General features: G+C 68.2%; 13 protein-coding genes and 2 pseudogenes. 8 read left to right on the forward strand and 7 right to left on the reverse strand.

All coding sequences use genetic code 11. The features are described from left to right. Positions 1-129: 129 nt before the first annotated feature. Genes OG858_RS24605 through OG858_RS24615 form a run of 3 tightly spaced genes read right to left on the reverse strand, consistent with a single transcriptional unit; the run spans position 130 to position 4,004 of the window. Positions 130-2,373: a xanthine dehydrogenase family protein molybdopterin-binding subunit gene (locus OG858_RS24605; RefSeq protein WP_319068800.1), complete on the reverse strand. Its 2,244-nt coding sequence runs from the start codon at positions 2,371-2,373 to the stop codon at positions 130-132. Next, a complete protein-coding gene (locus OG858_RS24610) occupies positions 2,370-3,350 on the reverse strand; it encodes an FAD binding domain-containing protein (protein ID WP_086753145.1) in 981 nt (326 codons plus the stop codon). The genes OG858_RS24605 and OG858_RS24610 overlap by 4 nt, the downstream gene beginning before the upstream one ends. A 12-nt stretch (positions 3,351-3,362) precedes the next feature. Then, positions 3,363-4,004, reverse strand: coding sequence for a (2Fe-2S)-binding protein (locus OG858_RS24615; protein ID WP_319068802.1), 642 nt, complete (start codon positions 4,002-4,004; stop codon positions 3,363-3,365). Between the two features lie 329 nt (positions 4,005-4,333). On the opposite strand from OG858_RS24615, the gene OG858_RS24625 reads away from it, so the two are divergent. Beyond that, complete coding sequence (locus OG858_RS24625) at positions 4,334-4,687, forward strand: hypothetical protein (protein ID WP_328544448.1); 354 nt, start codon at positions 4,334-4,336, stop codon at positions 4,685-4,687. A gap of 353 nt (positions 4,688-5,040) precedes the next feature. On the opposite strand, the gene OG858_RS24630 is transcribed toward OG858_RS24625, so the two are convergent. Continuing rightward, positions 5,041-5,559 (reverse strand): hypothetical protein, encoded by a 519-nt coding sequence (locus tag OG858_RS24630; protein WP_086749458.1) that lies wholly within the window; start codon positions 5,557-5,559, stop codon positions 5,041-5,043. Between the two features lie 120 nt (positions 5,560-5,679). Between OG858_RS24630 and OG858_RS24635 the strand changes: the two genes are divergently transcribed. After that, positions 5,680-6,354 carry a TetR/AcrR family transcriptional regulator C-terminal domain-containing protein gene (locus tag OG858_RS24635; protein ID WP_319068805.1) on the forward strand — a complete coding sequence of 225 codons (675 nt, stop codon included), beginning with the start codon at positions 5,680-5,682 and terminating at the stop codon, positions 6,352-6,354. Between the two features lie 262 nt (positions 6,355-6,616). On the opposite strand, the pseudogene OG858_RS24640 reads toward OG858_RS24635, so the two are convergent. Both OG858_RS24640 and OG858_RS24645 read right to left on the reverse strand, forming a co-directional pair. After that, positions 6,617-7,252 (reverse strand): annotated as a pseudogene (locus OG858_RS24640) (response regulator transcription factor); the annotation flags it as partial. Positions 7,253-7,540: 288 nt separating this feature from the next. After that, positions 7,541-8,056, reverse strand: a complete 516-nt coding sequence (locus tag OG858_RS24645; RefSeq protein ID WP_328544447.1) for a hypothetical protein — start codon at positions 8,054-8,056, stop codon at positions 7,541-7,543. 143 nt (positions 8,057-8,199) lie between these two features. Here OG858_RS24645 and OG858_RS24650 point away from each other — a divergent pair, with 143 nt between their 5' ends. After that, positions 8,200-9,567 (forward strand): BTAD domain-containing putative transcriptional regulator, encoded by a 1,368-nt coding sequence (locus tag OG858_RS24650; protein WP_328544446.1) that lies wholly within the window; start codon positions 8,200-8,202, stop codon positions 9,565-9,567. Positions 9,568-10,077: 510 nt separating this feature from the next. Here the strand turns inward: OG858_RS24650 and OG858_RS24655 are convergent. After that, positions 10,078-11,601 (reverse strand): RICIN domain-containing protein, encoded by a 1,524-nt coding sequence (locus tag OG858_RS24655; protein WP_319316420.1) that lies wholly within the window; start codon positions 11,599-11,601, stop codon positions 10,078-10,080. Between the two features lie 640 nt (positions 11,602-12,241). Between OG858_RS24655 and OG858_RS24660 the strand changes: the two genes are divergently transcribed. From OG858_RS24660 to OG858_RS24680, 5 genes and pseudogenes are all read left to right on the forward strand, one after another. Further along, positions 12,242-14,239 (forward strand): glycoside hydrolase family 97 protein, encoded by a 1,998-nt coding sequence (locus tag OG858_RS24660; protein WP_328544445.1) that lies wholly within the window; start codon positions 12,242-12,244, stop codon positions 14,237-14,239. A gap of 261 nt (positions 14,240-14,500) precedes the next feature. After that, entirely contained in the window at positions 14,501-17,221 is a 2,721-nt protein-coding gene (locus OG858_RS24665) for a DNRLRE domain-containing protein (RefSeq protein WP_328544444.1), read from the forward strand. Continuing rightward, entirely contained in the window at positions 17,155-17,589 is a 435-nt protein-coding gene (locus OG858_RS24670; RefSeq protein WP_327744462.1) for an amidase domain-containing protein, read from the forward strand. Before OG858_RS24665 ends, OG858_RS24670 begins: the two co-directional genes overlap by 67 nt. Then, positions 17,589-17,924: a hypothetical protein gene (locus tag OG858_RS24675; protein WP_327724580.1), complete on the forward strand. Its 336-nt coding sequence runs from the start codon at positions 17,589-17,591 to the stop codon at positions 17,922-17,924. The genes OG858_RS24670 and OG858_RS24675 overlap by 1 nt, the downstream gene beginning before the upstream one ends. Positions 17,925-18,322: 398 nt before the next feature. Next, positions 18,323-18,472 (forward strand): annotated as a pseudogene (locus OG858_RS24680) (integrase); the annotation flags it as partial. Positions 18,473-18,868: the final 396 nt, after the last annotated feature.

Raw genomic sequence — 18,868 nt, forward strand, 5'->3', positions numbered from 1 at the left:
TCTCCTGGAGCGGTGGGGAAGCCCGCCGCCGCGCCGGCACGGGGGATGGGGGCGCGGCGGCGGGCCGGTCGGTGGGACGGCTCTCGGGACCCCGCCCGGATGGGGGAGGTACCCCTTGCCGACCGGGGTTCAGAGCAGGGCTTCGGCGGTGATGGGCAGTTCGCGGACGCGGCGTCCGGTGGCGTGGAAGACCGCGTTGGCGATGGCGGGTGCCACGCCGATCTGCACGAGCTCTCCGAGGCTCTTCACGCCGATGGGATCGGCCCTGTTGTCCTCTCCGTCCAGGTAGACGGCCTTGAGGTCGGGGACGTCGGCGTTGACCGGGACCAGGTAGTCCGCGAGGTTGGCGTTGACGATGCGGCCGTCGCGGTGGTCGGTGACCGTGTGCTCGAGCAGGGCCGCGCCGATGCCGCCCACCATGCCGCCGATGGCCTGACTGTCGGCGAGCTTGGGGCTGATGATGCGCCCCGCGTCGTACACGCCGAGCATCCGCCGCACCCGGACGAGACCGAGCCGGGCGTCGACGGCGACCTCGGCGAACATCGCGGCGTAGCCGTACATCGAGAACCGGTTGTTCTCCGCCGCGGCCCAGGACCCGCGCGCCTCCAGATGGGTGCGGTTGTTGCGGGCCAGGAGCTGCCGGTAGGTCTCCCCGCGCGTGGGGTCGCCCTCGACGTGCAGCCGGCCGCCGCGTACCACGACATCGGCGGCGGCGACGCCGTGCAGCGGCGAACGCTCGTCCTCCACCGCGAGGGTGATGGCCTGCTGCCGCAGCTTGTCGCAGGTGTCCTGGACGGCGGACCCGACGGTGGCCATGGTCTGCGAGGCGCCCTGGGGCGGGGCGGGAGGCATGGCGGAGTCGCCGAGCCGGAAGGTGACATTGCGTACGGCCAGGCCGAGGGCGTCGGCGGCGACCTGGGTCATGGAGGTGTACGTGCCCGTGCCCGTGTCGTGCGTGGCGGACTGGACCACCGCGGTGCCGTCGGCGTCGAGCCGGGCGTGGGCCTGGGCCTGTCCCAGGAAGACGTCGTAGCAGCCGGTGGCCACGCCGGTGCCGATGAGCCAGTCGCCGTCACGGGTGGAGCGGGGCTTCGGGTCGCGCCGGTGCCAGCCGAAGGTGCGGGCGCCGACGCGGAAGCACTCGGCGAGACGTCGGGTGGAGAAGGGCTGCTGCGTCGACGGGTCCTCCGCGGGTTCGTTGCGCAGCCGCAGCTCGATGGGGTCGATGCCGAGCTTGTGGGCGAGTTCGTCCATCGCGGTCTCGATGGCGAAGGCCGCGCTGCCGTAGCCGGGGCCGCGCATCCACATCGGGGTGCTGACGTCGAGCGGCACCGTCCGGACGCTCTGGCTGACGTTGGGCACGGCGTAGAGCATCTGCCCGAGCGCCTGGTTGGCCTCCCAGAACTGCTCGTAGCGGGAGGTCTCGTACTTCATCTCGTGGACCATCGCGGTCAGTCGCCCGCGCCGGGTGCTGCCCAGGCTCAGCTTGTACTCGTACGCGGGCCGGTAGCCCACCGTGAAGTACATCTGCCTGCGGGTCAGCGCGAGTTTCACCGGGCGTCCCACCTCGCGTGCGGCGAGTGCCGCGATGGCGACGTGCGGCCCGGTCCGCAGGGCGTTGCCGAACGCGCCGCCGACGAACGGCGAGAGGACACGCACGTTCTCCGGCGGAATGCCGAACACGGAGGCCGCCTCGTTCTGCGCGCCGATCACCCACTGCGTCTTGTCCCACAGGGTGAGCTTGTCGCCGTCCCAGCGGGCGACGGTGGCGTGCGTCTCCATCGGGTTGTGGTGGTTGCGCGAGAGCCGGAAGGCCAGGTCCATCCGGACGTCCGCCGAACCCAGCGCTTCCTGGGCATCGCCCCGCGCGTAGGGCTGCGCGAAGGGCCTGGGCCCGTCCACGCCGGGGCTGCGGGTCAGGTCGGTCGCGGGCTCCTCGGCGTCGTAGGAGACCTCGACCAGGTCGCCGGCGTGCTGCGCGGCCTCCAGCGTGGTCGCCACCACCACGGCCACCGGCTGGCCGAAGAACTGGACGGCATCGTCCTGGAGAGCGCGCAGCCGCCGGCCCGGGAAGGGGAAGCTGACCGGGTTGTCGCGGTACGCCAGCCTGGGCGCGTTGAGGTGGGTGATCACCTTCAGGACACCGTGCTGGGCTTCGGCGGCGCGGGTGTCGATGCCGGTGATGCGTCCGCGCGCGACGGTGCTGCTGACGATGACCGCGTGGACGACTTCGACGGGGATGGGGGTCCCCCCGCGCGAGGTTGTTCCAGCGTGGGGGAAGTCGGCGGCGTATTTTGCCTGCCCGGTGACCTTGAGTCGGCCGTCGACCCGGGACAGCGGCGCTCCGACGGCTGCCTGTGGCTGCGGGCTCACTTGGTACCTCCCACGACGCGCAGTTGGCGTTCGACGGTGCGTTTGAGCAACTCGGCCTTGAAACGGTTGTGTCGGAGGGGCCGGGCCCCGTCGTCGGCGTGTTCCGCGGCCTTGGCCCACAGGGCGTCGGACGGCCGCTCCCCGATGAGCTCCCGCTCGACGGCGGGCAGCTTCCACGGCACGGTGCCGACGCCTCCGGCGGCCACCTTCGCCTCCTGGATCACCCCGCCGCGGATGTGCAGGGCGACCGCGGCGGAGGTGAGCGCGAACTCGTAGGACTGCCGGTCACGGACCTTCAGATAGCCGGACTTCAGCGGGCGCGGAAGGGCCGGAACCTCCACTGCGGTAATCAACTCGCCTTTACGGAGGGCCTGTTCGCGGTTCGGGGTGTTGCCCGGTCGCAGCAGGAAGTCGGCGAAGGAGACGGTGCGCTCGCCGTCCGGGCCGAGCAGGTGCACGCGCGCCTCCAGCGCCGCGAAGGCGACGGCGACGTCCGAGGGGTGGGTGGCCACACAGGACTCGGAGGTGCCCAGGATGGCGTGGGTGCGGTTGACGCCCTCCCGCGCCGCGCAACCCGAGCCCGGCTCGCGCTTGTTGCAGGCGGCGCTCACATCACGGAAGTACGTGCACCGGGTGCGCTGCATGATGTTGCCGCCGATGGTGGCCATGTTGCGCAGTTGGGCGGACGCGCTCAGCTCCAGCGCCTGCGATATGACGGGGTAGGTGGTGCGGACCTTGGGGTGGGCGGCGGCCTCCGCCATCCGCACCAGGGCGCCGATGCGCAGGCCCCCGCGGCCCGTGACGGATATCTCGCGCAGCGGCAGGCCACTGATGTCGACCAGTGCGCCGGGGCGTTCGACGGTCTCGCGCATCAGGTCGACCAGCGTGGTGCCACCGGCGATGTAACGGCCGCCACGGCGGCCTGCGTCGACGGCCTCGCTGGTGTTGGAGGCCCTCGTGTAGGAGAAGGGATGCATGGGGGCCGGGCCTCATTTCCCGCGGGCGGTCTGCTGGACCGCCCGCACGATCTTCACGTAGCAGCCGCAGCGGCAGATGTTCCCGCTCATGAACTCCCGGATCTCCTCCGGTGAGCCGGTGTGGCCCTCATTGATGCAGCCGACGCCGGACATGATCTGGCCGGAGGTGCAGTAGCCGCACTGGAAGGCGTCCTGGTCGATGAAGGCCTGCTGCAGCGGGTGCAGCCGTTCGCCCTTCGACAGGCCCTCGATGGTGGTGACCTCGGCGCCGTTCAGCCGAACCGCCAGCGTCAGGCAGGAGTTGACCCGATGGCCGTCGACCAGGACGGTGCACGCGCCGCAGGCGCCGGCGTTGCAGCCCTTCTTCGAGCCGGTCAGCCCCAGGTGTTCACGCAACAGGTCGAGGAGCGAGGTGCGGTTGTCGACCGTGACGGTGTGCCGCTTGCCGTTGACCGTCAGCGAGACGCGGCTGCCGGGCGGCGCTTCGGCGGCGTACGCGGGCTCGGCGCCGAACACGGACGGGCTTGCTACGAGGCCGCCTGCGACGACCGCGCCGCCGACGGCGGTGGTGGTTGCGATGAACGTGCGCCGGGACGGATCGGGCGCGGATCCCTCGGGGGGAGCAACTGATGACTCGGGGGGTTCGGCGAACATGCCCACTCTCTCGGTCGGCGGAGGACGGGTGGCGGTACCGGCCACGTCAGGTGCGCGAATCGGCATGCGTACGAGACGTCACGGCCGTCTTCGGGAGGACGTGACAGCGCACATGCGGCTGACGGCGTGACGCCGCAAGGCGGTCAGGCGGCGGCCTGGCGCGCGGGCAACTCGGTGTTCCCGTTGCTGCGGTGGCTGCCGAGGACGAGGAGGAAGCGGCGGGACAATGGGGGGATCTCCTTGGTCGGCGCGTGGACGACTGCTGTGGTGAGCAGTCCCCGCCGGGTGGCGTCGTGGTCTGCAGAGCCCCGACGGCGCCGGTAGGGCCGGTGGGTCCGGCGTCAGGGAACACGGTTCGCGCCGCGGCGGAGGAGTCGGTCGTCGGCCCAGGACGAGCGCGGCGGCCGGGAGTCGAACACGACCGGCAGCCGCCTCACCAGGCCTTCGGTGCGGCACGACATCCACTGTGCGGCACGCGGCGCGACACAACGAGCGCAGGGTTTTGGGAGGACTCGGTTACGTACCACTGCCGTTGGTACGTCTGGCAGGAGCAGCAGGAGCAGCAGGAGCGGCAGGAGCGGCAGGAGCGGCAGGAGCGGCAGGAGCGGCAGGAGCGGCAGGAGCGGCAGGAGCGGCAGGAGCGGCAGGAGCGGCAGGAGCGGCAGGAGCGGCAGGAGCAGTAGGAGCAGTAGGAGCAGCAGGAGCAGCAGGAGCAGGAGCAGCCACAGAAGCCGGAGCAGCCACAGAAGCCGCTGGGCACGGTGCCGCGGAACGGAGGGAGGAATGTGTCTCTGCCCTCGCTTGAGGTTGACGGTCGCCGTGGAGAGTGGTTCTCGACCGTCAGGTACTCGGCCGCTCGGTGCTGCCGGTAGAGCAGCTGTTGGATGCAGTTGACGAGCCGGGCAGCGGACGAGTGGGGCCGGTGTGCGGCTCGTGGGCGGCGGGTCTCCTCGTCGGCCTGGGCGCATGCGGCGGGAGAACGGCACAGGCCTTCGCTGCGACCACATCGCCGCGAAGGCCCCCTCCGTACGTGTTGTCAGATCAGGGAGACGGCGACCAGCGCGGCGGCGGAGCCGCCGAAGACCACGGTGTTGCGCAGGTAGGTCTGGGCGCGCACCCAGTGGGGGAAGGCGCTCTCGGCGGCCTGGAGGAAAGGCTCGACTTCGACGCGGGCCAGCTCCGGGTCGTCCTTGCGGCGGAAGGCGGCCTTCACGGACTTCACCGCGGTGAGGTTGCTGTAGACGATCACCGCGTTCATCACCAGCACCAGCGAGGAGAATATCCAGGTCAGCAGCTGGGCCAGGTCGGCGCCCGCGAGGTTCACGGCGGCGGTGGCGGTCATCACGGCGGCCACGGCCACCGGGGCCGCGGTCTCGTGACCGCCGGCGTCGAACCGGAGCCTGTTCTCCTCCAGCACCTCCGGACGGATGTTCTGGCGGCGGAGCTCGGCCACTGCTGCGGCCTTCGCGGCGGGGCCGAAACGGTGGCGGACCAGCGGGATGCTGATGAAGGCGGCGGCAACGAGCAGCTGCATGACGGCGGCAAGGGTGTTCACGGGGCTCTCCTTGGACTTGCACTTAGTTCAACTGGCTGGCCGAGAAGACGGTAAGCCCGGACTTGAACAGTGTGCAAGTGCCTTCTTGAACTTTGTGCAAGTGCTGCGTACGGTGAGGCCATGGCACGCGACACCCTCACCCGGGACCAGATCGTCCGCACCGCCGTCGAGCTCCTGGACGCCGAGGGCCTCGAGGGGCTCAACATGCGCGCCTTGGGCAACCGGCTCAACTCCGCCGCCACGGCCATGTACTGGCACGTCAAGAACAAGGACAACCTCGTCCTGCTCACCACCGACCAGGTGTGGAGCGAGCTCACACTGCCCGACCTTGATGCGGTCGACTGGCGCACCGCGGCCACCGCCATGGCCACCGACCTGTACGCGATGTTCACCCGGCACCCATGGCTGGTGCAGGTCTTCACCGCACACGTCGTCTACGGCGAGGGCAAGGCCCGCCACGACGACCACAGCCTCGCCGTCTACGAATCCGCCGGCTTCACCGGCCCCCGGGCCGACCAGGCCGCGGCCGCCGTCTTCACCTACGTCCTCGGCAACGCGGCCGGCGCCGCCGCGACCGCGTCGCTCACCCGGAAACTCAACGAGGCCCACAGCACCGCCGAAGAGCAGTTCCAGCACACCATGACCAAGGCGCAGGAGATCGCCATGCGCTATCCGCGCCTGCGCGTACGGCTGGACACCCGGGCTGCGGCCGACTACGCCGCCGCTCCCGACAAGACCTTCGAGTTCGGCCTCCAAGCCCTCCTCGACGGCCTGGAGCAGGAACTCGCCGCATAGACCGACCCGAATGCCATCGGCCACGTCGGTCAGCAGCAGCCCGCAGGCCCTGCCCTCGGTGAAGAGGCGTCGTACGTCATCGCACGCGACGCCCTCCGAGCATCTCCCGCCCAGGCCTCGCGGAACCGGCTGCTTCGGCCACGGACTCGCCGGCTACCGTGCACTGCACCCGCCAACTGCGGTGCACAGAAGCGCCGTGACCAGCCAGGCGCACCTGTTCAACCGCCAGCAGGGCGCAGCCGTGGCTGAGCCCATCAGATCCACCTTGCTCACGGGCGATGTGGATGACTCCGTAGCGATTTTCGGCGCCCGGTTTGATGGAGGCGGAGGAGAGATGGTTGCGCACGGTGCCGGCGGAGAGCGCGGCGCGCTCGGCGACTTCGATGATGGAAGCTCCGTCGGAGGCGAGCGTGAGGATGTCTGCCTCGCGGGGGGACAGCGAGGATGTCTGCCTCGCGCGGGGACAGCGGGGATGTCTGCCTCGCGCGGGGACAGCGGGGAGTCGCCGACGCTGATGGCATCGGCTGCCAGGACAGGATCGATGTAACGGTCTCCGGCGCGGACCGTGCGCACTATCTGAGCAAGGTCCCGGGCGGAGACGTTCTTGGGCGCGAACCCACGAACTCCCTCTTCCAAGGCCCGTTTGAGGTGACCTGGTAGGCCGTGACTGGTCACGATGAGGGACCTGCAGTTCGGCAGGGCCTCACGCAGTGACGTGGCGACGGTGATGCCGTCCCTGTGCGGCATCTGCAAGTCGAGTATGGCGATGTCCGGGCGGGTGCTTGCGGGCCTCTGCCGCAGTCTCGACGCCAGTGGATGCCTCGGCGACGATGTCCAGATCTGCCTCAAGGTCCCACGAGGCGGCGAGTGCGCACGGATGGGGGCACGGATGGGGCACGGCCTCGGCTTGTGTCGTGCGGCGGCATCATCGGTCCTGCGGGGAGCTTTTCCGGAGGACAGGCGGCGGAAGCCGTACGGACGATCCGTCAGCCGCGGTCAGCGGCTTGAATCACCGCCGCATGTGTCTGTACGCGACGTCGGTATCTCGGGCTCTGCGCACCTGCGACGTCGGTATCTCGGGCTCTGCGCACCTGCGACGTCGGTATCTCGGGCTCTGCGCACCTGCGACGTCGGTATCTCGGGCTCTGCGCACCTGCGGCGCCGGTACCGCAGGTGCGCGCAGACGTCAGTCGATGCGGGCGCAGAGGTCGTCCGTCGTCCCGTGCACCGGGTTCACGGCCTTGTACCCGACGGAGCTGATGTCCATGGCGTACACCCCGTCGATGATGTACAGGCCGCGCGGCAGGTTGCCCCTGCCCTCACCGATGCCGACCAGCACCGGGCCGTGTACGGCCCAGAACTGAGAGCCGTCGGTTCGATGCTCGACGATGGCCGAGCCGCTCGCGTCGGCGTCGTGGAAGGCACCGGTCTCGGTGTTCGTGACCCGTACGACCAGATCGCCCTTGTACGCGACACGCTTCACGGTGCCGTCGGGGTAGGTGTCCAGTACGCGCTGCATCACCTCGTCGATGACGGGCTCGCCGTGAACAGGGAAGTCGCACCGCAGCCCGGCATCGACGTCCCATGGCGCGGAGGGTGCCGGCTCCCACCCGGTGCCGGCTCCGGCGGACGCGGCCGACGCGGGCTGCACTCCCAGAAGCACGGCGACAAGCACCAGCGGGGCGAGAACGGTTCGTCGCATGACTCTCCCTGGTCAGACGGGTGAAAGGAAGGTTCCGCCGAAGAGGCGGATGCCAGTGTCCCGTCGGCCTCTGACCAAACCCTCACCACTACTGCTACCGGCACGGACCGCGGACGCTCGGCCCCGCTAGGCTGCCGAGCGCCATGGAGTTCCAGTTGCTCGGTCCTTTCGCCGCCTGCCACGAGGGACGACAGGTGCTGGTGGGCAGCCGCCGCCAGGAGCGGTGCCTGCTGTCGGTCCTCCTGCTGCACGCGGGCCGGGCCGTGACGACCGAGCGCCTCATCGACCTGCTGTGGAACGGTGATGCGCCCGCCTCGGCCCGCGGCACCGTCCACACCTACGTAGGTCGATTGCGTGCCGCTCTCAAGCCGTACGGAGTGCCGGTCGAAACCCGGCATGACGGCTACGCCGTCGAGCAGGGCCCTCATACGATCGACGCGCTGGAGTTCACCTTCCTCGTCCGGCAGGCGGCCGATTCCGGTGACCCGGCGGAGCGAGTCCGTCTCTACGACCACGCCCTCGGGCTGTGGCGGGGCCCGCTGCTCGCCGACATGGCCGACGACCGGCTGCGTACCCGCCTCGGCGGTCCCCTCGACGAACTGCGCCTGACCGCCGTGGAGCGGCGAGCGGAGGCGCAGCTCACCATAGGTCTTCACGACCGCGTCGTGGCGGATCTGACCACGCCGGCCGAGGAGCATCCAGGGCGGGAACGGCTGGTCGCTGCCCAGATGACCGCTCTCTACCGCGGCGGTCGCCAGAGCGAGGCTTTGGAGCTGTACCGCAGCACGCGCAAGGCGCTGGTGACCGAGTTCGGCATCGAACCGGGCGCGGAACTGCAGACGCTGCACGACCGCATGTTGCACGGCGACCACCGGCTGGACCGGCCTCCCGGACCCGTATACGCCGTGCGGGTCGACGACCAATGGCTGCCATGGAGCACGAGCGGACACCCCGCCCTGGAGTTCTGCAACACCTACGCGGGCTGGGGCGGGGACCGGCTGCCGGGATCGGAGTGGCTGCGCGGCTACGCCACGCTGGCCGTTTGGGCCGGCCATATGGACCTGGTCGAGCAGAGGTTGGTCACTCGGCTGCGGGAACAGGCGCTGCGGCACCCCGACGAGGCTGCCGCCACGCTCGCCGAGGCTCGGCAGTTTCGTACGAACCTGTATGCCTGTCTGACCGATCCGGAGGACGCCCGTGCCTTCAAGGTGGTGGCCGGCGCGGTGGAGGACGCTGCCAGGCACTCGGTCTTCACCCGTGGCGAGGACGGCCTCGGACGCTGGCAGCCCTCCTCCTCCGCCGGTCTGCGCCTGCCCGTGTGCGCGGTTGCCCGTAGCGCGGGCGAACTGCTCGCGGATCCAAGGCGCTTCACGGTCCGCAGATGCCCCAGTGAGGACTGCGGCTGGCTGTTCCTCGACGCGAGCGGGCGGCGCAGATGGTGCAGCCTGGCGACCTGCGGCCGCAAACCGACGTCCAGCGCGGGCACTGACGCAGGCGTCGACCAGCCCTGACCCGTCACCGCAGGGGCCGTGGCACGGAGCAGTAAAGAAGGCCCTGGCGCCGCGTTCACGGTGCCGTCGTGGTGCACGCCGATCCACTGGTCCGGCCGACAACAACAAACCCCCGGGTCCATGACCTCGGGGGCTTCTACTGGAGCGGGTGACGAGAATCGAACTCGCGCTCTCAGCTTGGGAAGCGACGGCGCTTGCTCGTCGTATGCCGCGCTGACCTGCGGTAACGCGGGACCAGGGTTCCGTGGTCGGGTCGGGATCGCACCCTTGGCTACCGCTGTTGCCCGCTCTGAAGGGCACGGATGGGGCACGCGGTTGAAACGAGGTCGGTGCGGGCGACTTCAGAGAGGTGTCGACTGGCGTCCCGCTGAAGTCGAGTTGGGCGCTGGCTCAGCGCTTTGCTCGGGTGGCGTTTCAGCTGTCCGCCGGCTGAGCGCGGCCGGGGTCATGATGCCGGCCCGCTGTCGCGGTCAGCGACAGCGGGCCGGCACTCACCTCACCACGAGGGCGTCAGCCGACGGTCCACTTCTGGGTCGCCGCACCGGTGCCGGTCAGCTGGACGACCGCCGCTCCGGCCGTCGTCGCGTTGTTCAGCACCCCGAGGTTCAGCCCGCTGTGCACGGCCACCAGCATGTACTGGCTGCCGGTGAAACTGCCGACCAGGTCGAAGAAGAACTGCTGGTTGGCGCCGCCGTTGCAGGTCCACTGGATGAGCTGGATGTTCTGCGCGGTCGACTTGTTGGGGACGTCCAGGCACAGCCCGCTGTTGACGCTCTTCAGCGTGTAGATGTTGTCCGCGACCTTGGTGACGTTCCACTGCTGGTTCGCCCCGCCCGTGCCGTTCCACTGGATGACGTTGGCGTTTGTGGCGGTGGAGGAGCCGGTGACGTCGAGCAGCTTGGAGCTGCCCGAGTTCGTCAGGGTGTGGACCGCCGCACTCGGCACGCCGCTGTTCGGCGTCCAGGTGCCCGCCTCGACATCCAGTGACCAGGTCGGGTACTGGCCGAGGTTCACCGTCGTGCCCCTGATGGTCAGGGGCAGCCAGATGAGCTCGGACTCGCCGAGGTCGGAGGGGTTCCAGCGGTCACCGGCGTAGATGTACGTCGTACCGGAGGTGCCGGCCACGGTGATGATGTTGGAGGTCTGGCTGCCGTACGTCTTGGTGCCCGGGGCCGCGAAGGTCCTCATCGGCGCCCAGGTGCCGCCGATGGAGGTGGCGGTGGAATAGACGTTGTCGTTCAGGCTCCAGCCGGTCAGGCGCGAGGCCAGCAGGTAGTAGATCCCGTTGGCCTTGATCATCGCGGGTGACTCGAAGCTGTTGGCGCCGCCACCACTGCCCAGGATGGCGACCGTCCTCACCTGGGTGAGGTAGTCGCTGGAGAGCAGGTTGATGCGTAGGCCATTGTTGCGGTCCTCCGTCATCAGGTAGGCGGTGCCGTCGGTGTCCTGGAACAGGCCGATGTCACGGCTCAGCTGGCCCAGGGGGCGGGAGCTGCCCAGGTAGTCGTAGGAGCCGCAGGGTGTGCTGCTGGTCGCGACACCGACCTTGGCCTCGGCGTAGTTGAGGCTGTCGATGTGCACGTACATCACGAACTTCTGGGTGGTGGCGTTGAAGATCACCTTCGGCCGCTCGACCACCCGGGACGGGCCCAGGTCACCGCTGCTCTGCAGGGACAGCGCGTTGCCCCGGAACGTCCAGTTCGCCAGGTCGGTCGAGCTGTAGCAGGCGATGGCCTGGAAGGACGTGTTGGTCGAGTCCACGCCCGTCTTGTTCTCGCCGAAGCCGTACCAGGTGTCACCGACCTTGATGATGCCCATGCCGTGGAGCTGAAGGGTGTTGCCGCTGGTGTCGGTCCGTGCCGCCCCGGTCGTGAAGGTCACGGTGGTGGCGGCCTGGGCGGCCGAGGCGGGTATCAGGAACGCCACCAGAGCTGCCAGCAGCGTCAGCAACGAGAGGGCGGCGGTGTGCCATGGTCTGCGGCGGTGGCTGACGCCGTGTCCGCTGCCGCGGCCGGAAGGCGTTTCTTCGGACATGCTTCTTCACCTCTTCTTTGAGGTCCCGGGCCCGCTGCTGTCCGGAGGCAGGCATGGCGATGCCGCTTGCGTGTGCACAGGGGGAGAGGGCCGGGTACGGGGGAACCCGCTGGTACGGAGGGGGCCTGCTGTGGCGGTGCCTGGTTTGTGACCGGCCGGCGGGAGGGCGGTGTATATGTCCGCTGAATGACGCGCTAATAACAACTGTCGCCAGAAGTTCTGTCAAGACACTGACCCGTTGGTTTCTGTTTCTTTTTGCCCGTTCCAGTCGGATGGTGGGGCGAGAGGGCGTGCAGGTAACGGCGGTCGCCTGTCGGCCTCTTGGGTCTCGTGAAGGCCGGGGCGATTCCCCTCTCCTCGCTTCCTCGGGTGGACGGAACTCCGCGCTATGTGCTGGTTATGGATGCTTTCGGTCATCTCTGAGGCATCTCTGAGGCATCGCTGAGGCAAAACTTCCGCACGGACCCGTTGACCGTCGGAAGATCGACGCGTAGAACAACTCTGCGAGTCGGCCGTAGTTCGTTACTGATTGGTTTTGTTGAGAGCGATTGTCCTGCGTCACAGGGACACACAACGCCCGCGCGGTGCCAGTGCCCGGACCTCATCGGCTGCTGCGGGGCCCATGAGAGGGGTACATGCCATGGAAGCCTCCGCATCCGGGGACATGTCCGGCCGCCGGCCCACGACCGAGCGCCCGCAGGGGCTGTCCCGACGCGGGCTCCTCATGGCGGCGGCGGTCACCGCGGGAGGCGCGATCCTGGACGTCGGTGACGTGTCAGTCGCGGAGGCGGCGGACACGTCGACAACATCGACAACATCGATCACGGCGACCTCGCCGAACGGCACGAACCGGATCACGATGTCCCTGGCCGACGGGGTGCTCCGTTGGTCGGTGAAGCGCGGCGGTACGACCGTCCTCAACCCCTCGGCGCTGGGTCTGCTGCTGAGCGACGGCACCGAACTGGGCACACGCGACGTGTCGGTGACCAGCTATCAGCACTGGACCAAGGACAGCGCCTGGACCCCCGTCTTCGGACGCAACGCGACGATCCGGGACCACTACCAGGAGATGCGCTGGAACCTCCGGGACGGCACCAGCGGCGTCAACTTCTCCGTCCAGCTGCGCGCCTACGACACAGGTGTCGCACTGCGCTGTGTCCTGCTCGACAGAGGCAGTGCCACCATCTCCGACGAGCTGACGACCTGGGTCTTCCCCGACAACACGACGATCTACAGCGCCCGGGACGAGGGCGCCTACAGCCCGGTCGCGCCGGACGCCATCCCGCACACCGGCACCTCCAGCACCGACAACGGCAACCTCAGCGACCTGCCGCTGCTGGTCACCCTGGACAGCGGGCTGTTCGCCACCGTGTGCGAGTCCGCCCGGGTGAACTACCCACGCTCGATGGTCAGTTCCGTCCCCGGCGCCGGCGACACGCTCAAGACGTACCTGATGAAGAAGTCCGCCCGTTCCCCGGGCACCACGCAGAACACCACGACCGTCACCACGCCGTTCGCCACGCCGTGGCGTGTCCTGGTGCTCGGCGACGAGGCCGGTGACCTGATCGACAACGCCGAGCTCGTACTCAACCTCGCCCCGGCCTGCGCCCTGCCGGACACCTCCTGGATCAAGCCGGGCAAGGTCTTCCGCTGCGAGCTGACCACCGCCGCCGGGACCCAGGGCGTGGACTTCGCCGCCGCCCGCAACCTGGAGTACATCGAGTACGACGCCGGCTGGTACGGCCCGGAGTTCACCACCCCCGACGCCACCCGCGCGATATCCGCCATCGACCTGCCCGCGGTGATCGACTACGCCACCGGCAAGGGCATAGGGGTCTTCCTCTACGTCAACCGGATCGCCGCGAACGACCCGGACACCCTGTTCGCCCTGTACAAGAGCTGGGGCGTGGCCGGTGTCAAGCTCGGCTTCATCAACGACGGCACGCAGGCCATGACCAACCAGATCGTCGCCTGGGCCAAGACCGCCGCCAAGCACGAGTTGCTGATCGACATGCACGACAACGTTCGGTCGTGGGGCTACGAGCGCACCTACCCCAACTGGATCAGCCTGGAGGGCGTCCGGGGCAACGAACAGTTCCCGACCGCCAGCAACAACGTCCTCCTGCCCTTCGCCCGCAACGTCGGCGGCCCCATGGACTACACCATCTGTTACGGCCAGTCCCGCGACCGGACCACCAACACCCACCAGATGGCGATGGCCGCGGTCTACTACCAGCCGCTGAACTTCCTCTACTGGTACTCCAAGCCCTCCGCGTACGCCAACACCGCCAACTGGCCGGGCCTCGCCTGGTTCGACGCAGTCCCCACCACCTGGGACGAGAGCACCACGGTCGTGGCTTCCCTCGGCGAGTACGTCGCCGTGGCCCGCCGTAGCGGCAGTACATGGTTCCTCGGCGCGATGAACAACGAGGCCGCGCGCACCGTGCCGGTCCCGCTGCACTTCCTCGACAGCGGCACGTCCTACACGGCCACGATCTACGCCGACGGCCCGGCGGGCACCACTCCGCACGCGACCCCCACGGTCGTCAGCACCCGGACGGTCACCTCCACCACCACTCTCGACGTGACCATGACCAGCGCGGGCGGACAGGCGATGATCCTCACACCGGTGAGCTGACCCCGCGGCCGGCGTGCTCGGCGTGGACGTAGGCGGCGAGTCCGCGAGGGTGGTGACAGCGGTGGGCGCGGGGGCCTTGGCGTGGACTTCGGTGACGACGTTCCTCGGGCAGCGGGTGCCGAACCACTCACGGCGAACTGGCCGTGCCGGGCCCGCGCATGGAAGTCTCCGGCGCCGCCGGGACCCAGGAGTGCCCGCTCCAGTGCGTGCTCATGGAGACTTCTCACGGCCCTGGCGGGATCGGCCCAGCCCCGCGACGGCTTGGGTGAGAAGCTGGCCTCGGTCGCCGCAGGCGACACTTCGCTGGCGCTGGGCTGGGAGGACGTTCTGCCCACGCCCGAGGTCAAGGGCGACACCGCTGCCTATGGCCTGGGTGATGGCCAGACCCTGACCGTCACGGCCCTGAAGCAGGGCTTTTCCCAGAACGTTGTCCTGGACTCGGCTCCCACCGGCGAACTTACCTATCGCATCCCCGTCACCCTCAAGGGTCTCACACTGTCCGAGGCTGGCTCTGGGCACCTGCTTCTGAAGAACACCGCTGGAAATTTTGTCGCCGAGGCCCCTGCCCCCATGATGTGGGACTCCTCGATGGACAAGAAGTCTGGAGAGTCTCGTTACCTCGCCCCTGTGGACACGGAGATCGAAACGGCCACTGACGGCCGTCAGACCCTCGTCCTCAAGCCAGATCCGGAATACTTCGAGCAGGATCTGACCTATCCGGTCACCGTCGACCCCACCTCGACGCTTGCCGTCACCACCGATACCTGGGTTGCCACCAATTACCCCGACTCACAAGTCCCTTCCACCGAGCTGAAGTCGGGTACGTACAACGCCGGTGACACTGTGGCCCGCTCCTACCTGAAGTTCGACGTGTCGAACTTTGCCGGCACTCACATCACCGATACCAACCTGGCGCTCTACTCCGACTGGTCCTCTTCCTGCACGACTGGAACAGGTACTGTCGTCCGCCGGGTGACCGAGTCATGGTCGTCTTCCTCGGTGACGTGGAACACCCAGCCCGCCGCAACTACCTCGGGCCAGGTGATCAACACTGCGGCCAAGGGGTACTCCTCTGCTTGTCCTGCCGGGACGGTGAACTTCGACGTCGATACCATCGTCAGGGCTTGGGCGGACGGCACCACAAACCATGGGCTGATGATCCGTGGTGTTGACGAGGCCGACTCTCTGACCTGGCGCCGTTACCGCTCCGCCAACTACGTTTCCGGAGACGGCTCGACCGAACCCCACCTGACGGTGTCGTACAACTCTTATCCGGATGCCCCAGGCACCGCGTCCTTCTCGCCGAGCACGACGAGCGGCGGCGTGCCGACCGTCACCGCACTCACACCTGTGCTGTCGAGCCTCGTCAACGACGCCGACCCGGGGGCCAGGGCGCGCGTCCAGTTTGTCATCGAGCCTGACCCGGCCTACAACGACACCACTTACAAGCTCACCGCTGACAGTGCTTACGTGGATGCCGTCGAGGCGGCTGCTTTCGCCGTCCCGGAAGAAACTCCGCTCAAGAACGGCACCCACCTGCGGTTGCGGGCCCGAACGTACGACGGCACGGACTACTCCACCTCATGGAGTGCCTGGCAGAAGTTCACGGTCGACATCTCCAAGGCTGCCGCACCCGAGCAGCCCACCGACCTCGTGGCCGGTGCGACGCAAACCGCGACGCCACTGCTCACTGGTGTCGTTGTGGCTCCTGGCCAGGGAGCGGTGACCGCCGAGTACCTGGTGTACGACGCGTCGGGTAACGCTGTGGGTAGCACTTTCACTGCCGGGGTGGAGGACGGCGACCGCGCTGTTGTGAAGCTGCCAGCCGGCTTGCTCACCGACGGTGCCTCCTACAACTGGAAGATGCGTGCCTGCGCGGCTGATGTCTGCTCGGCCTACACCGACCTCCAAGAGTTCACCCTCGATGTGACGGAGGACTCCGGGGCCTCCAGCGGCACGGGTACCGCACCCTCCGCCGTCAGCGACCTGAAAGCCATAGGCGGTGAGGGCGGCGCTCTGGTGACCTGGACCGCAGCGGAGTTCGCCGGTGACGCGGACGACGTGGTCACTTACACCGTTACCGCCGTAGCCTCTGACGGCACGACCGCAGCCACGCGGACCACCACGGGCCGATCCGCCGTCTTCACAGACCTCGACGCGGATGCCGGAGACACCACCTACACCTTCAAGGTGACTGGGCGGAACGACTACGGCACGGGCCCGGCCGCCGCGTCGGAGGCCATCGTTCCCACAACCGTGCCGGGCGGGGCGAGTGCTTATGAGACGGCTCTTGAGGCGTATCACCACGCCAGGGGCGGTCTGATCGGCGGTGGTTACGTGGACGCGAAGGACGCCGCGTCCAACAGCGGGTACGGCGCCCAGTTCGAAGAACTCCTGTCCGACGATCAGGAGATCCTGCTGCGGGAGCGCATCGCCGCTTCCGAGGACGACACGGACAACACCGGTCCAGAAACCGAGTTCGGCGGCGTGCTGGCCATCCCGTCGGGCGATGGCAAGACAGTCACCCTGCGGGCCGCTGTGAGTACCTCGGACGTCATCGTGACGGACGTGAGCGCCGCCACCGCTGATCCGACCGACGAAACCGGCGCGGTCGAGATGCGCTACACCTTCACCGCCGGTACGAAGCCTGTTCTGCTCTCTGCAGTCACCGCGGCTGCCCACGAGGTGACCGTGCGGCCCGCTGGCGCCGCGTTGCTCGATTTCGCCAACAGCATCGAAAACGAACCGACGCCGACACCGAATCCTCGACGTTCGACGGCGACTCCACGGACAACGGAAGCGACACCACCACCACCGGCACGGTCACTCCGGTGTCCTTCAACGCTGTTCAAGCCGGCTCCTACGCCCGCACCGGTGCAGCAACCTGGGCCGTGTCCAACTGGGACAGCCCGGACATGTGCGACTCAGACTGTACAAACTTTGTCTCTCGCGCTGTCCACTACGGTGGCGGCGCAAGGATGAAGGGCACCGGGGACGAGAGTCACAAGAGCAAGAACTACTGGTGGTACAAGCCGGACAACTGGGTCCACGATGAGACCTGGACATGGGTCAACGCGTCCTATTTCAAGGCTTTCGTGTACAACCACATGCTCAGCTCCAAGCGCACCACGAGCAACGCGTTCACGGGCGATGTCGTCTTCTACGACTGGACAGGCAACGGGTCGGTCGACCACGCATCGATCATCAGCAAGATCAGCAAGATCAGCAACGGGAAGATCTACGTCACCCAGCATACGAAGTCCTACAAGTACCGCAGCCTGGCCGCGCAGAAGAAGGTCATGCCCAAGATGAAGATCTGGATCTACCGAATCAAGCCGGAGTGGTACTGATGCCGTCGTCGACCGCAATGCCGAGAGGCACGTTTCATCTTTCTCGCCCAGTGCTCTGGCTGGTTTCCGCCGAGGCGGTGCTTGCCCTGGTCGTCGCCAGAACGTTGTGGACTTGGCGTGATGATCCGTACGTCTTCCTGGCGGACGTCCCGTACATGACCGCTGCCAGCGTGGGACTGGCGGTTTCTGTGGTGGTCACCCTCGGTCTGCTGACGCGCGAGCAGAGGTGGATGCGACGGCTCGGCTGGACGCTCATGGCGCTGCGGCTGTGCTTGCTACCGCTGTTCGACCTGATGTGGGTTCCGGCGATGTCGCCGTACGTCTCACTGTGGTGACGACACCGGGGTAGGGGGAGAGGTAGAGGGATGGGCCCGGAGATTTTTCCGGGCCCATCCTCATGTGTGGGTTGGAGCGGGCACGGGGTCTAGCTGCGCGCGCAGGGTAGCCAGCCGGACACGGAGGTCCGGGTCTGCGAGAAGGCCGGCGATGCGGGGGAGGCTCGGGCGGAGCGGGCGAGGTCGGTGCTGTCGCGCATCGCGGTCTCTCGGTCGAGCAGCCCGGGGTCCTTCGAGGGCGGCGGTGACTTCCTTGCGTAGCCGCTCCAAGTACGTGGCCTGCTGTGCGGCGGTGTGGGCGGTTGATCCACCCTGAGCGGGAGTTCCAGGGGCGTCGCAAGGCTTCGGTATAGTCGGATGCTGTCCGGTTCGCGGCGATTTCCCACCCCTAGCGGTGCTCCGAGAAGGCCGCGCTGATCTATCAGCACTCCGACGACGAGCGGCAGCGCGACTTGGCGGCCGGCCTTGACGAGATGGTGCGCGCCGAGCGTGCGAAGAACCACACGGGCGCCTCCGCGCACCACAAGGAGGAGGCCACCGGTACCTAGCCGACTCCTTATGGTGCGGTTGTGGTGAGCCACCCGCGCACCGGTCTAGACAACAAAGAACCCCCGGGCCTCTGGCCTGGGGGTTTCACATGGAGCGGGTGACGAGAGTCGAACTCGCGCTCTCAGCTTGGGAAGCGACGGAGCCTGGGTCGGCGTTATGGCCGTGACCTGTGCAGATGCCTTCTTCCTGGGATGGTCGTCAGGGGTGGATCGCACCCCTGTGACCGTGATTGTCCTCCCTTACGGGCACGCCGTGGGCACGGCCTGCCCGAGTGGACGGTCTGGGAGTGGCTGACGGGCCTTCGGAGTGTCCGCGGACAAGTGCTTCGTGCCTGAGCGAGATGCGCGATTGCGGATGCGTACCTGCGTCCGCTTCCCGCCGTCGGCTCCTGCGGG

Source organism: Streptomyces europaeiscabiei (genome assembly GCF_036346855.1).
Classification (GTDB): Bacteria; Actinomycetota; Actinomycetes; order Streptomycetales; family Streptomycetaceae; genus Streptomyces; species Streptomyces europaeiscabiei.